This window comes from Vibrio sp. B1FIG11, assembly GCF_905175335.1.
In the GTDB taxonomy this organism is placed as follows: Bacteria; Pseudomonadota; Gammaproteobacteria; order Enterobacterales; family Vibrionaceae; genus Vibrio; species Vibrio campbellii.
Genome location: NZ_HG992751.1, coordinates 1,877,707 through 1,891,511 on the forward strand (window position 1 = coordinate 1,877,707; position 13,805 = coordinate 1,891,511).

Consider the following 13,805-nt stretch of genomic DNA (forward strand, 5'->3'; position numbering starts at 1 on the left):
GTGGAAGTAATGAAGCCCTCAAGAGGGCTTCATTAAGTAACTAAGGGTTGCGAATACAGCGAGTGTAGAACTCGGAGTCTTTTGACATACCGAAACCTTGTCCTGTTAGGTAACCATGTGCCCAACCTTCGTTGTCACCAGTGAACCTCAAATCCAATTGCTCAGGCGTTTGGTTTTTCTTACGAGCCGATAACGGTCTTACGTGAAGCGTAGGGCCGGCAACATCAGAGGTGCTGGTCCAGAAGAATGACTTCACTGGTGTGTTCGGGAAAAACTCTTCATCAATCGCTGGAGAAACTTTGTTGTAGTTAACAATTGAGTTCATCTCCTTGATATCTGGAGTGCGCCAGTCATCATAGCCAGCATATTCTAAGTCTTGGCAGTACTTCAGAGAGTCGTCGAACTTGCGTTTCACATAATCAATGTTTTGCTGCCACATTCGATTGGTCACTTTTTCTGTGACTGTACCGTCACCGTTATCCACGTATTGCATGTTGTGGTATGCGGCGTCGTTATCCGCGCGAACACAGCGAACTAGCTTGGTTGAAGCAGTATGTTGACCCATGATATGAGCATCAGGGAAACCGACGTGCCAAACGTGATCGTGACGATCAGAAACAGGGAACGTCCAAATACCAGAGTTTTGACGAGGCATGTTCAAGAACACATCGGTATTAATAGCCGGACGGAACTCACCCATGTCAGCGATGGAGAATAGTTCTTTCATTAACGGGAAACGCCAATCTGTGTAACCATCGATTTCTAGGTTTGCGCAGTATTCTTTACCTTCCACCGCCGTCATCCAGATTCGGGAGGAGTCTCGTTCCCACATCAGCTGAGTATTGTTGTCGAGAACGACTTTCCCTGATTCAGAGATAGTGTAGCTAGGCTCATTACCTTGATAGTCAGAATCTTCGCCAAAGGTGTCAGTAAAGTTCTGAATTTGACCTGTTTCTGGTAACTTGAAACCTTTAGGTGCAGGCATTCCGATGCCAGTAATAAACTCTTCCTTTTCAATCGGCTTGACGCGTTGACCAGAAACATAAGCCGCTACATCACGGTAGTCTTGGTCTGACAACATCTTAGCGTAAGGCATCATGATGCCTGCTAATGCACCGTTTGTACGTTTGCCGTCGCGGTAGGCAATCATCTGTTCATAGATGTACGTTGGCATTTGACCTTTCAATGGCGGGAAGTTTTTCTGAGTTGATGCGCCTTGTTCTCCATGACAGGCTTTACAGGTTCTGTCGTAAGTTTCTTTTCCGCGTTTAAACTCTTCACTTTCCAGTACATCCGGCATTGGGTTGTACTTCATTTTTTGTGCACCAAGCAGGATTGCAGTCGATGCCATATCACGAGGCGGGTTAGCGTAAACGATCTCTTTCATTTGAGAAGAGATACCTGCGTGGCGCTCATTATCCATAGAGAACCATTGGCCTAAGAACCATTGCGGATCAAAGCCTTCAAGCTTAGGGCTCAGCGTTTCAGGCACTTCCTCTTTTGCTGGTCGGTGGCAACCGAGGTAACAACCAAACACGATACGTTTTGCTGCTTTTAGGTCCTTAGGTGATTTCTTTAAATCTTCAAAAGTTCGATTAATGGTGTAATCTCCGTATCCATTATCGATGTCTTCTGCTGCTAAAGTGCTACCAGCCAATGCTAAGCTGATGGCAAGTGTCAATGCGGATGAATGTTTCATTTATAAGCCCTCAGTTGCCGCCAAATTACGAATTCGTTCTTCATCACGTAAACGCATCTCACGCTTTAAGTTAGGGTGGGCGATATCGTAGTGGCAGCTCGAACACTTCCAAGATGGATCGTTAGCTTTGTTGTTGAATGCAAGGTTATGAGAAAAGTCCGATGCAGGTGAGTTTTCGTCCGCACCTTGAGCGCGCTCTTCCAAGCCTCGGTGGCAATTGATACAGCCTGAGTCATAAACATACTCACCACGTTTAGGGTGAAGTTCTTCATAATCAAGCGATTCCATACCCAGCACAAACTCTCCCCATAGGTGGCGAGTTCCGGATGTTCCTTTTACCCAAAGCTCTTCGACAATATTCGATTTCGGCAGGTGACAATCGATACAATCTGCGACAAAACCATGTTGGTTATTACCGCCATGTATCGATTGAGAAAACGTTTCAGCCATTGGTTTCATCGTATGGCATGACGCACAAAATTCATTGGTACTGAATACATGCAAAACTTCGGTCGCAGGGAGTGCAGAGATCAAACCTATACCGATGCCGACTGCGACAATGGCAAGTTTAACCGAGCGTTTCACTTGTTTAATTTGCTCAATAATTTTCATCATCTCACCTACATTTTATGCTTCGGGGGAAAGTCAGAAGATTTAAGAACGTTCGCTTCACATTGTTGGTCTGAAAGGTAGGTCAGCCATAAGTTGACCGTGTACTTTTCACCTGCGAGTGGACGCTTCTTGAGGTCCATCAACATAAAGTGCGTTCCACCGCGTTCTAGTTTGGTCACCGTGTTCTTCTTGAGGAACAGTTTTGGAAAACGCTGCATCTTCATAACGCCATCTTTCATAATGGTGTTGTGCATTTGAACCTCATTGGTAAGCTCCGGTATTTCCGCTCCTAGAATGGCTTCTGGAGAAGGGAGTCTCAGTGCTTTTACTTCTTCGTCTTCAGTAAAGGTCGCGTTAAAAAACAGTCCGGTTTTGTTGACGCCTGGAGCGGGTTCAACGATGACACAGTCGGTAATAGAGACACCTGCATAGGCTTGAGCTGCGCAGAGTAAGCTCAACGTTGTGAATAGCTTTTTCATCTGTTAGATCCTTAGCACAAGGCGTTAAAACTTGAAGTGGAGGCCGATGTTAATGTTGTCATTTCGGTTTTCACCGTTGTTGTTCGCTGGGTCATTGGTTGCTGAATCTTCAGCGTACTCAGCGACTTCAACATAGGTAGAGAACTGTTGACTAAAGGCATAGTTGAGACTTGCTAGGTAAAGTGTTTGGCTATCTTTATCGGAATCATCGAACGCTTTGTGTTGAGCTCCCAGCTTAAAGGTCAGTTTATCTAGAGAGTATTTGCCTGAGATACCATATACCGCGCTGTCGCCTTGGGGATCGTCGTAATTCAGCTCGACAAGACCACCGAGGTAGAAGTTATCCCAAGTGTAAGAAGACGACAGAGCGTAACGAACGTAGTCATCGTCTTGATGCCCTGGCATTTGTTTCTCGTCGACTTGGGCACGATTCAGTACCAGATCAAAGTTATCGGTCACATACAGTACGCGCAGACCAAGAATATCAATGTCTTCTCCATTGCTATTGTCAGGGCTTATGACCGCGACTTTTGCGTATACACCGTTCCATTTGGGTGTCATATAGGCAAGTTGATTGTCGCCAGACTTTGCTTGACGGAATAAAGCCGCATTACTTGAACGATGCATATTATTGCTTTCAAAAATGTCGACACGAGAGTAGAGATCTTTATAGGTGCCAGTGGTACCGTTGCCGAAGTAGATGCCACCGAAATCTTTGGTTATTAGAATTAAGTTTGCTTCGCTAACGCGGGTATCGAAGTCTTGCTCCTCTGTAACCTTTTGAGTTAAATCTTCAGAATACTCAGCTTCTAGGTTATAGATAACACGCAATAGACCAGCATCATGTTTACCTTTGATGCCTGCATTAGCGCGATGAATTTCTGACTGATAATCTTGTCCCGCTTCCCAGCGTACTTGCCCTAAAATGTCGCCATAAAAGTTGGGTGCTTCAAAGGTTGTTGCCGCGACAGGCGTGGTACACAAAGCGAGTGTGGAAAATAGTAAAGAGTGTTTTAACTGCATGAATAGACCTACTCTAAGGTGGTAGTTATGAAAAGTTGTGTCGAATTATATAGAGTTGTTCTTTTGGCAATACGCGAGTAGGAAATAGCAGCAATTCAGAAACTGAATAGCAGAGTTGAGATCAAATAAAGGGTAGATATTTTTTTACTTACAGTGATGAACAGAGAAAATTTACATAATAGTCAGTAATATCTTAGAGACACGATTAGGAGCTAAACATGGATATCGAAGCCGTTAAAATGTTCTCTGTTTTGGCTAAAAAATTAAACTACACCGAAACAGCAAAAGCACTCGATGTAAGCCAACCGACATTAAGCCGAAAAATCAAAGCATTAGAAGAAAGCTTAAATGTTACTTTGGTTCATAGGAGAGGGAGCAGTATTAGTCTTACGCCACAAGGCGAAACGTTTTTAGAGTCTGCAGGTCAAATTCTAGATCTTATCGACCACACTGTAGAAAAGCTTCATGTTGAACGTAAAGGTGTTAGCGGTCTACTACGTATAGGCTGTTTGCACCCGATGGCGAGGTTTTTAACAAAAAGCTTCTTACCGGATTTCCACGAAAAGTATCCGAATATTCACATTCATTTCCATACATTGACGCCAAATACTTTGAGCTTATTTGAAGATGTAGATTTGATGATTGCCCCGTTTTTACCGAATGATGAGTCAGTCGTATGCAGAAAAGCCTCTCGATTTACGCGGTGTTGCTATGCCTCACCAAAGTACATTCAAAAACGTGGAGAACCTAAATATGTTCATGATTTAGAGCTACACCAATGTATTACTCACACGAACACACCAGGTCAGGAAAGATATTGGAATCTGACGAATGAGAGAGGAGAAAAGCGCCAAATTGAAGTGACAGGTGATATGACGACTAACTCAATCGACATCGCGATTAATTTGGCTCAAGAGGGGTTTGGTATTGGTTTAATTCCTGATAACCAGGTGCGTGGACAAGTTCGTTGCGGCGAGCTCATTAAGTTGTTCAATGGCTCATGGTATGAGGAAGGTACACTCTATATTTTATACAAACAGAGCATACATACGCCGAAGCGCTTTAAGGTGTTTATTGAAGAGTTTGAAGTTTTTCATGAACAATGGGGGCTACAAAACTAATCTGCAGGGAAAGCAATCAGTTTAGTGATTTCTCACACCTCAAGTCATTCGGTGGTTTGCTAATGTTGGATTTTTCAAAACTGATGTTTGCCCCAAAACGATCCAGTGACTTTTCACTTTAACTCAGTCACTAGAATATCTACACAAACAAAAAGGGGCTACGTGAGCCCCTTTCTTAATTGGATGAAAAGCCGTTAACCTAAGCTTTCTGTTACTACTGGTTTGGTATTGCGTTTGGCGATCCAGTAAGCAACGCCGCCCCAAAGTACCGTCAGTATCCAAAGAGCAGTCCAGTGTTTTGCAACTTGCTGCCACGTAGCGCCCATCTGGTTGAGCGCTAAAAAGCCTTTGATTGCCCACGTGCTCGGGCTCAAGTCTGCAAACCAAAGCAGCGGGGCAGGGATCGACTCAACTGGCCAGATAAAGCCTGCCAAGAAGATTAACGGCATTGAGCTAACCAGTACGACTAATGTCACCAGCTCGCGTCTTGGTAACAAGTAACCGAGCCACAAACCTAAACCACAACAACCAAGCAAGAATGGCAACAGCAAGGTCAGTAGCTCACCTGCGTTGGCTATATGGTTGACGTTCAAGCGTTCGAAGCTAAAGCCAAAGTAGTAAGCGCTAAGCAGGTAGTAAATAGCAACGAAGACCAAGGTTCTGGCGAACAGCAAAGCGCCCGTTGGTACTTGCGACCAATAACCGCGACCATGGCGTTGAGTACCGGTCTGCAAACCAATTGCCATGATCAACGTTTGTTGAAGAATCAACACAAACACCGCTGGCACCACGTATTCGATGTAGCCCATGGTTGGGTTGAAGGTTGGCTTCATGTTCAGCTTAATCGCGGAGTAATCATGGCTGGCCATACTTAGTGGCACACCATCAATCACCATCTTGCTCACTTTTACTTCTGCGCCAAGAGTTCCCCCTGCGGTGGCAAGGCCTTCTACCACGGTGCCGTAGACCAAGAAGTAAGAAGCATCCGCGGCATACGCCAAAGTAGGGCTGCTGCCAAGCAACAAGTCTTTATAGAAGTGTTCCGGAATCACCAAGAAGCCCGTGATCTCGCGGTTTAAGAACGCTTGTTTTGCATCGGCAATGGTGTGTAGGCGAGTCACGACTTTGACTTGTGGTGTCGCGTCTACCATACGCTCAAGCTTCAAGCTGGTCTGGCTACCATCGAGATTCACAATTGCGATGGGTTGTTCTCTCGGCGTTTGTTGCGCGTAAGGAAGCGGATATAAGAACGAATAAAACACCACGCCACCAAAGACGGTCAGTACCACCACAGGATTGGTCATCACTGAGCGAAGCTCTGTTTTAATCAGTTGCCACAGTGTCATACAGCCTCCAGTTTGCTACTTGTTGAAGACGAGCTATTCAACAAAGCTGTGTTGCGATGTTTTGCCATCAGTGCTGCCGTCATCAGTAGTGGGATAATGTACCCAACCATCGGCCAGAGTGAACCAATAGATTGCGCGGCACTTGCACCGTAGTTCGCTTGATCTACCTGAACTTCGATGTAATGCGTAATTGGCAGTAATCCTCTCCATGTATGGGCGAGAGTATTCATGTCTGAAACCGGGAAGGTAATCCCCATAAACGCGAAGCTGGGTGCTGTAAACGCGCCAGCAAAGCTCATCGCGCGTGCAGGATCCATCGATAGGAAGAAGAACAAGGCCCCCATGATAATGCACGCGATGGTCGTTACGAACTGCGCTAGCAGCATCACTAGGTAACTGCCTTCCATCGGCCAATCCAGCAGCAAATAAAACCAGATTAAGAACAGTGCACCTTGTGCCATAAATAACGGGATATATTGGCAAAGGATTTTGCTTAATCGAGTGAAAGGGCGGTCACCTAAGAAGGCGAAGCTGTTGTTGCCATTTCCATAAATACGAAAATGCGCTGCGAGGATCAAAATAGTGCTGACCACGACACAGATTTGCCATATCGCTGGAACAATCGCTGTCACCAAGAACTGGGCGTAGTTGGTGTTACGGTTAAACAAGGCCGTAATCTGAGTGGAAATCGGCACTGCTTGACCAATAGCGGCCAACGTTGTGGTATTGCCTTTTGCTAGATTACCCATGGCTTCGAGCTGAGCATCAAAATAGCCTTGAGATTGCGCAACCGCAGAGTTAATCAGTTTCGCAACCAAAATGTATTGGCTATTGAAGAAGACCGATAATTGCGGTTGGCGATGCAAAAGAATGTCTTGGTCAAACTGAGGCGGAATCACAGCATAAGCGTAGATGTCACCTTCAATCATCGCGTTCTTCGCTTCTGTTGCACTGGTGTAGTGGTAATTAACAGAGAGGGTTGAAGAGGCTTCAAGAGATTGAATCATCTTGCGTGACAATTGTGAGTGCTGCAAATCAACCACACCTATCGGGAGATCTCTGGCAATGCCTGCCGAGAAAACGCCCCACATAGTGACGGCTAATAAGATTGGCACCCACGTTAGGCAAGAGAATAGCCATTTATCGCGTCGCAGGATTTGTCGTTGTGAGATTTGAATCGTCATAGTTTTAAACCAACGCGATTACAGCTCAACCACAACGCTCATGCCCATTCGAAGCTCAGGCTCTGGTTGGGTAGGGCGAGCTTCGACTTCGAAGGTACGAAGATCAAAGCCTTTCGATGCGTCTGTTGCACGCCAAGTTGCAAAATCACCCATTACCGCAACGTGAGTCACTTTAAACTCAAGATCTTTGTCCAGTGCAGGTAGGTAAGCTTTGAATGTGGTGCCTTTGGTGAAGTGCTTGAGCAAATCTTCACGTACGTTTAGTGTTGCCCAAGAATCTTGAGTATCAATAACCGTCACAACCGGGAAGCCTTGAGGTGCCAGTTCGCCACTTTGCAGTAGAACTTGAGAAACTTCACCATCAAACCAGCTGTAGATTTGTGTGTCTTTTGCGTACGCTTCTACTTCGGCTACTGCGCCTGCTGCCATGCGCGCTTTTTCTGCTGCCGCGACTTTAGTTTCGCTACGCGCACCTTCTTTCGCCATGTTGTACATTTGGAACGCTGCGCTTTCGGTGTATTTCGAAGCTTGCCATTGTGTCATGGCTTCATCGCGTTTTTGCTCTGCGACTACACCATCTTTGTAGAGGTTGTTTACACGTTGGTAAGTCTTTTCCATCAAATCCGCTGCCGCTTTCGCTTTCAACCATTGGTCTTTTGCGGCTTGGATTTGTTGCTCACGCGCGCCTTTTTCTGCTTCTAGTGCCAAGGCGCCAGCGGCTTTTTCCCCCGCTTTTGCCTGTTCCAGTTTTGCTTCGATTTCTGGGCTGTGAAGGGTAAAGATCAATTGACCTTTTTCTACATCATCGCCTTTGCGTACCATAACTTCATCAATACGACCTGGGACTTTAGAAGAGATGCTGTATTGCTGAGCTTCAATCAAACCTTGTAAACGAGCTGGTTCCGGTTGATACGCTTGGTAGAACTGATAACCAACCCAAGAAGCGACACCCAAAGCACAAAGTGATAGTAGAGCGGGTTTTAGAGATTTTGCTGCCATGACTTATTTTGCCTCTTTGGATGTGGATGCTGGAACGTAAGCAGTGTGTTGGTATTGAGCGAAGCTGTTCATTTCGCTGCTCAGTGCTAATAGTTTGGTTAAAGAAATCAGATAACGGAAACGGGCTGCTGATTGCTGTGTCTCTACACTCGCGACATACAGTTGCGCGTCGACCACATCTAAAGATGAGGATAGGCCTTGAGTGAACGCTTTCTCGCGTAGGCGAAGGTTTTCATCGGCCAGTGCAATACTGGAATCCAGACCTTGCACTTCATCAATGGCTTGCTGGGCTTCTAGGTAGGTTTTTTGTACCAGAAGGGACAAGTCTTGTTTCGCTTGCGATTTGAGTGCGTCAACCTGCGTGACCATGCTTTGCGCCGCTTTCACTTTTTCGCTGCGGCCAGTGGACTCGATCAGTGGGATGTTCACGCCCACACCCACTAACCAATCTGGTTTCATTTGGCTGGCAAGGGAGTCGTCTTCATACAGGCTGTAATCACCGTACAGGTAAACTTCTGGGTAGTATTTGCCTTTTTCAGCTTTGATTAGACTTGATGCTTGTTTGTGTTTGGCATTCAACAAATCTAAGCCTGGGTAGGTCAGCAAGGTTTGATCAACAAACGCGCTCAACGGCGGTAGATTGTTGTTAATGAATAGGGTTTCTGAAGGTTCGACGGCATCGTTCTGCGCTAAGATTTTGCCAAGAGCCGCTTGAGCGATACTCAGGTCACTGGCCGCTTTACGTGTCTCGACCTTAGCTTTGTCTAGTGAAGCTTCAGCTTGAAGGCGTTCAACTCGGGCGATTTGGCCTTGCTCTTCCATCTTAATTGCAAAGTCGCGGTGTTTAGTTAAGCCTTTTTCTACCGCTTGACGCGTTGCCAATACTTCTTTGGCGAGCACGACAGAAAAGTAGTATTTAGAGAGATCCTCAAAGCGCGCTTGCTGCTCCATTGCGAGCTGGCTTTTGGCTTCATCCGTTTTACCTTCCGCTGCGGCTTGTGCTGCGTTGATTCGTCCACCAGTAAAAATTGGCCAGATAGCGCGAATAGAAGAAGAGAAGATGTCGCGCTCAGTAATGGTAGAAGTGACATTAAAAAGTGGAGGCAACGTAATGTGTGCGCCAGTACTGTCTAGCAATTGCTGACCAGAAACCGTCACATCGGTGTCTAAACGTGTGTAGTTCGCACCAATACTGACTTGTGGCAAATTGAGGTTATCGGTCGCGCTTTGTTGGTATTCGTAGCTTTCAACGTTGGCACGTTGTGCTTTAAGGGAATAGTTGTTTTCTAACAACAAATTCCATGCATCATCAAATGTGATAGGAGCCGAGTGACAAGCAAGAGAAATCGAGCTGCTGAGAAGGCCCAAAATCCAGAGTTTTCCGGTTTTTTTCATAATGGCTACTGTGCTTTTAGAGTATTAGCTCTAATATAAAGTATTCATTGGAAAGTGTTAAGTGCTTGAAGAAAAGAAATGTTGGAAAAATGTTGCGCCCAATTAAGAGTGGCTTAGCTGGGCGCAGCGTTTATGACGTTGTTTCTAGTGATTCACTTCATGGAAGGGCAGTGAAATTCTGCTCTCCACTCAAGCTGGCGAGAACCTCGCATCGTATTCAGTAGGTCTTTACCGCTCATTTGTGGGAATGATAACAGCACCTTAAGGTCTGCGGAGCTCGTATCACTCTTTTCATAAGCTCTGACGTGCGTAAACGTTGAATACATATTCTCTGACAGCATGGCCTTATTCAGGCAAATTCCAAATGTATCGCGTTCCATGTTTTGGTGTTCCTTCTAACTATAAAAGCACCTCTGTTTATAGTTATCTCAGTGCAGATGGTGTCTAAGTGTTTGTCCTATGGCCAGTATTTGTATTTTTATCAATGTGTCTTCAAATTTTCTGACGCAAGTGTTGAGCGTTAAATAGACTTCCAATTAGCTGCTTTCTTTGTTCAAAGCTCTCGGTGGCTTCTTGACTAAAAATTATACGACGGAAAGTCTAAAAACGCCTCAAAAACCGCTAAATTTGGTGTGATCGCGTTCAAGGTTTAGATGGCAATCTATGTATGATGTTGAATAAATAACAACATTATTTAGCGGGTGATAGGATGCGTTTTTTATATTTCACTGCAGCTATAAATAAGCCGAAGAGTCGAAGACTTGATGTGGTGAGGAGCATGAACATGAGGCAAGAGAGAGGCTTGCCTCAACTGGAAACAAATCTATCTAGAGAGGTGACTTTGGCTTAGTCATCAGCTCCGCATTTCGCGCACTCTTCATAAGTGCGTTCTCCCTCGCTGATGATGACGTAATCTTTTACACACTTGTCGCACAATGCAAGCTTCGGGTAGGCGAGCTTTTGTTTTTTGGCGTTCTTATCGCCTTCTGTCACGTAGATCTTTCTCATCGGTCATCTTTTGGAATTTAAGAGTAGACGAGATTTTACCGCGATTTTCGTTGGATGTTGAGTCAATGCCGCCACTTATTCAAAGCGTATACGAATTAACCGTATGTTGACCATTTCAATTCGTCCGTTCACAGAATTGTCATTTATTAAAAGCGTCGTTGTTAAGTCGGTGTTAATTTAGGGGCATCACCACAGTGACGTGGATCAGCAGTAGAGAAAAGGGATGCCAATGAGTTGGAAAACGATCAGCTTTCGTAAGCGTATGCTCATCATTATGACGCTGTCGGGTTTGATCGAGCTGCTCATTCTCGTTGCTGCAGGTTTTACTTACCTTAAATTCGACCAAGAGCAGGAAATGGGCGAGAAAGCCTTGGGCATCGCACGTTTCTTGTCTACTTCGCATATTGTGTTAGAGATGATTGAGTCGAAAAACGCCGAGCCATACCAAGCGCGTTTTCGTGAAATGACCGAAGCGATTGGCGCGGCATTCATTGTGATTGGCGATAAAGATGGCGTGCGATTGATTCATCCTATCGACGAGCGTATTGGCAAGCCGATGAAAGGCGGTGACAACCAAAGAGCGCTGGTGGAAGGGGAATCGTATATCTCAACGGCGCAAGGCTCTTTGGGCTATTCCGTGCGTGGTAAAGCGGCGATCGTCGATCAGGATGGCAACATCGTCGGTGTTGTGTCGGTCGGCTACTTACTGGAGCGTTTGCAAGACCGCATTGAACCGTTTCTCGCATTCTTGATCCTAATGGCGCTTGCCGTGGTGGCGGCTAATGCCATTGTCTCCAACTACGCTTCTCGTAAATTCCAACGTGCTATTTTGGGATTCGAACCAGAAGAGATTGGCCGCTTATATGGTGAGCTCGACGTGACCATGAGCACGATTAAAGAGGGCGTGCTGAGTATTGATGCTCAAGGCGTGCTGCGCTCTATCAACCGAAGTGCTTGTCAGATTCTAGGCATCGATAGAGACGCCGCGCTTAATAAGCCATTAACGGATACCCTTCGTGACAGTGATTTGTATACGGTGTTGGAAACCGGGCAAGAAGATCACGACATCGAAATATTCCTTAATCATAAGCGCCTTATTGCGAACCGTTCGCCGATCTTTGTGGATGGCAAAATTGTCGGTGCGGTATCGAGTTTTCGTCTGCGCGATGAAATCAATGAGCTGACCGAGCAACTTTCACAAACCAAAGAGTATGCCGATTTACTTCGCTCTCAGACTCATGAACACAGAAATAAGCTCAATACCATCAGTGGTTTGGTTCAAATGGGTGAGCTAGAGGCGGTGCAGCAGTTGATTGGGCAAGAAACCGCGCATTACCAAGCGATGATTGAGTTCTTGCGGGACACCATTAAAGACCCGCTTATTGCTGGCATGCTTTTAGGCAAAACAGAGCGTGCACGGGAGCTAGGTTTACAATTGATGGTAGAAGAAGGCAGCCGCTTAGAGCCGCTACCGGAATGGCTAAACGCTGAAGATTTGGTAACCATTCTTGGCAACCTTGTCGATAATGCTTTTGATGCGACTCTGACTGCTATTCGCGAGGAATCTACCTTTGCATTTGAGCGACGCAGTATTGATGTGTCGATCAGTGATTATGGCAACGAAGTGATTTTAGAGGTGGTCGACCAAGGGTGCGGGCTACCAGAAAGTATTGAGCCTCAAGAGCTCATGAAAAAGGGCATCTCAACCAAGTCTCGCCAAGGCCGAGGTGTTGGATTACATCTTGTGAGTCAACTGGCGACGCGTTATCACGGTTATGTTGAGATGCTACCAAATACAGAACATGGAACGAGAATTACCGTGTATTTGCCTAAGGAAGAACAAGTATGAATACGGCAACGCGAGTCATGATCATTGAGGATGACATTGCCATTGCAGAGCTTCACCATAAGTACCTAAGCCAACTCTCTGGTTTAGAAGTGGTGGGTATTGCCACAACGCGTATGGAAGCGGAAATGCAGCTTGAAGTGCTTAAGCCGGATTTGTTGCTAATGGACGTGTATTTACCTGATGGAACAGGATTAGAAATCCTCAATACGTTACGCGCGAATAATCAAACCTGTGATGTGATTTTGATTACTGCCGCTCGAGATGTAGATACGCTCCAGCAAGCGATGCGGGGCGGTGTGGTCGATTATTTGCTTAAACCGGTGATGTTCCCTCGGTTAGAAGCAGCATTGCAGAAATACATTTCTCAGCGCCAACAATTGGATGTGGCAGAAAGCTTGGATCAGAATCTGGTGGATAAGATGCTGCAATCGAGTGTTTCAGCAGAAAATACTCCGCAGCGATTACCCAAGGGTATTGATGGTGTGACACTGGATAAGATCCGCGCTTTGTTTGGTGGGGAAGTCATGTTTACCGCTGATGAAGCGGGTGAAAAGATTGGTGCTAGCCGCACGACCGCGAGACGATATTTGGAATACCTGATTAGTTCAGGTGAACTGGAAGCCGACTTAAACTATGGAACAGTGGGGCGACCTGAGCGCTGTTATAAAAAAGTGACGCGGTAATATGTGTTGTATATAAAATCAGCGAATGTTTATGTGTAAATAGGTGATGAGGCGGTGGCGATTATTCAGCCACCGTTTTGTTTTCTAGCACATGCTGCTCATTCTTTATCTTCAAACCGATAGAAAGCTCGGTTCAGCCTTCTCAAGTTTCACTCTCAGCAATATAGCGATTGAACGGTAAACTCCACGTAACGCACACTACTTATGTAATGGATTGCAAGTTTGAGCAATTATTCTCCAATTTAGAGTTTTTGCTTAAATTTTATAACTTTCAATCTAATGATGATTACTTGTTAATATTCAGTGCCTTACTGTCATTTGTGTAAATTATTTAAACGTTTGCACCAGCAAGTGTTGATGTAAATCAAATAGTCGTAGACAATACGCCCCCGTGTCGGAAATCTCCT

13 protein-coding genes are annotated in these 13,805 nt (G+C 45.5%); 3 read left to right on the forward strand and 10 right to left on the reverse strand.

Translation table 11 applies throughout. From position 1 onward, the window contains the following. Window positions 1–40: 40 nt before the first annotated feature. From KHO06_RS08990 to KHO06_RS09005, 4 genes are read right to left on the reverse strand one after another with little or no spacing between them, the layout of a single operon-like run. Complete coding sequence (locus tag KHO06_RS08990; protein ID WP_212581384.1) at window positions 41–1,699, reverse strand: DUF1566 domain-containing protein; 1,659 nt, start codon at window positions 1,697–1,699, stop codon at window positions 41–43. Next, the gene (locus KHO06_RS08995) at window positions 1,700–2,311 is read right to left on the reverse strand and encodes a NapC/NirT family cytochrome c (protein ID WP_010452073.1); all 612 of its coding nucleotides are present in this window, start codon (window positions 2,309–2,311) and stop codon (window positions 1,700–1,702) included. An 8-nt stretch (window positions 2,312–2,319) separates the two neighbouring features. Further along, the gene (locus tag KHO06_RS09000; protein ID WP_038883926.1) at window positions 2,320–2,790 is read right to left on the reverse strand and encodes a copper chaperone PCu(A)C; all 471 of its coding nucleotides are present in this window, start codon (window positions 2,788–2,790) and stop codon (window positions 2,320–2,322) included. A 24-nt stretch (window positions 2,791–2,814) separates the two neighbouring features. Continuing rightward, the gene (locus tag KHO06_RS09005; protein ID WP_045367405.1) at window positions 2,815–3,813 is read right to left on the reverse strand and encodes a porin; all 999 of its coding nucleotides are present in this window, start codon (window positions 3,811–3,813) and stop codon (window positions 2,815–2,817) included. Window positions 3,814–4,031: 218 nt separating this feature from the next. Here KHO06_RS09005 and KHO06_RS09010 point away from each other — a divergent pair, with 218 nt between their 5' ends. Further along, a complete protein-coding gene (locus KHO06_RS09010; protein WP_212581385.1) occupies window positions 4,032–4,934 on the forward strand; it encodes a LysR family transcriptional regulator in 903 nt (300 codons plus the stop codon). Between the two features lie 194 nt (window positions 4,935–5,128). Here KHO06_RS09010 and KHO06_RS09015 read toward each other — a convergent pair whose 3' ends face one another. The 6 genes from KHO06_RS09015 to KHO06_RS09040 all read right to left on the reverse strand — a co-directional run bounded on the left by KHO06_RS09015 (window position 5,129) and on the right by KHO06_RS09040 (window position 10,866). Continuing rightward, window positions 5,129–6,280, reverse strand: coding sequence for an ABC transporter permease (locus KHO06_RS09015; protein ID WP_212581386.1), 1,152 nt, complete (start codon window positions 6,278–6,280; stop codon window positions 5,129–5,131). Further along, window positions 6,277–7,464, reverse strand: coding sequence for an ABC transporter permease (locus KHO06_RS09020; protein WP_212581387.1), 1,188 nt, complete (start codon window positions 7,462–7,464; stop codon window positions 6,277–6,279). The genes KHO06_RS09015 and KHO06_RS09020 overlap by 4 nt, the downstream gene beginning before the upstream one ends. An 18-nt stretch (window positions 7,465–7,482) precedes the next feature. Next, window positions 7,483–8,463: a biotin/lipoyl-binding protein gene (locus KHO06_RS09025; RefSeq protein ID WP_005433845.1), complete on the reverse strand. Its 981-nt coding sequence runs from the start codon at window positions 8,461–8,463 to the stop codon at window positions 7,483–7,485. A 3-nt stretch (window positions 8,464–8,466) separates the two neighbouring features. Further along, window positions 8,467–9,858: a TolC family protein gene (locus KHO06_RS09030; RefSeq protein ID WP_045401658.1), complete on the reverse strand. Its 1,392-nt coding sequence runs from the start codon at window positions 9,856–9,858 to the stop codon at window positions 8,467–8,469. A 152-nt stretch (window positions 9,859–10,010) separates the two neighbouring features. Next, complete coding sequence (locus KHO06_RS09035; protein WP_012128083.1) at window positions 10,011–10,238, reverse strand: hypothetical protein; 228 nt, start codon at window positions 10,236–10,238, stop codon at window positions 10,011–10,013. A 466-nt stretch (window positions 10,239–10,704) separates the two neighbouring features. Beyond that, complete coding sequence (locus KHO06_RS09040) at window positions 10,705–10,866, reverse strand: hypothetical protein (protein ID WP_005434038.1); 162 nt, start codon at window positions 10,864–10,866, stop codon at window positions 10,705–10,707. Window positions 10,867–11,095: 229 nt separating this feature from the next. Here KHO06_RS09040 and KHO06_RS09045 point away from each other — a divergent pair, with 229 nt between their 5' ends. Together KHO06_RS09045 and KHO06_RS09050 are read left to right on the forward strand one after the other, a co-directional pair. Next, window positions 11,096–12,715: a sensor histidine kinase gene (locus KHO06_RS09045; protein ID WP_077200705.1), complete on the forward strand. Its 1,620-nt coding sequence runs from the start codon at window positions 11,096–11,098 to the stop codon at window positions 12,713–12,715. Then, window positions 12,712–13,398, forward strand: a complete 687-nt coding sequence (locus KHO06_RS09050; protein ID WP_045381092.1) for a response regulator — start codon at window positions 12,712–12,714, stop codon at window positions 13,396–13,398. The genes KHO06_RS09045 and KHO06_RS09050 overlap by 4 nt, the downstream gene beginning before the upstream one ends. Window positions 13,399–13,805 lie beyond the last annotated feature (407 nt).

Coding starts and splice junctions, on each gene's coding strand:
- KHO06_RS08990 (WP_212581384.1), bottom strand. CDS start 1,699: ATGAAACATTCATCCGCATTGACACTTGCCATCAGCTTAGCATTGGCT.
- KHO06_RS08995 (WP_010452073.1), bottom strand. CDS start 2,311: ATGAAAATTATTGAGCAAATTAAACAAGTGAAACGCTCGGTTAAACTT.
- KHO06_RS09000 (WP_038883926.1), bottom strand. CDS start 2,790: ATGAAAAAGCTATTCACAACGTTGAGCTTACTCTGCGCAGCTCAAGCC.
- KHO06_RS09005 (WP_045367405.1), bottom strand. CDS start 3,813: ATGCAGTTAAAACACTCTTTACTATTTTCCACACTCGCTTTGTGTACC.
- KHO06_RS09010 (WP_212581385.1), top strand. CDS start 4,032: ATGGATATCGAAGCCGTTAAAATGTTCTCTGTTTTGGCTAAAAAATTA.
- KHO06_RS09015 (WP_212581386.1), bottom strand. CDS start 6,280: ATGACACTGTGGCAACTGATTAAAACAGAGCTTCGCTCAGTGATGACC.
- KHO06_RS09020 (WP_212581387.1), bottom strand. CDS start 7,464: ATGACGATTCAAATCTCACAACGACAAATCCTGCGACGCGATAAATGG.
- KHO06_RS09025 (WP_005433845.1), bottom strand. CDS start 8,463: ATGGCAGCAAAATCTCTAAAACCCGCTCTACTATCACTTTGTGCTTTG.
- KHO06_RS09030 (WP_045401658.1), bottom strand. CDS start 9,858: ATGAAAAAAACCGGAAAACTCTGGATTTTGGGCCTTCTCAGCAGCTCG.
- KHO06_RS09035 (WP_012128083.1), bottom strand. CDS start 10,238: ATGGAACGCGATACATTTGGAATTTGCCTGAATAAGGCCATGCTGTCA.
- KHO06_RS09040 (WP_005434038.1), bottom strand. CDS start 10,866: ATGAGAAAGATCTACGTGACAGAAGGCGATAAGAACGCCAAAAAACAA.
- KHO06_RS09045 (WP_077200705.1), top strand. CDS start 11,096: ATGAGTTGGAAAACGATCAGCTTTCGTAAGCGTATGCTCATCATTATG.
- KHO06_RS09050 (WP_045381092.1), top strand. CDS start 12,712: ATGAATACGGCAACGCGAGTCATGATCATTGAGGATGACATTGCCATT.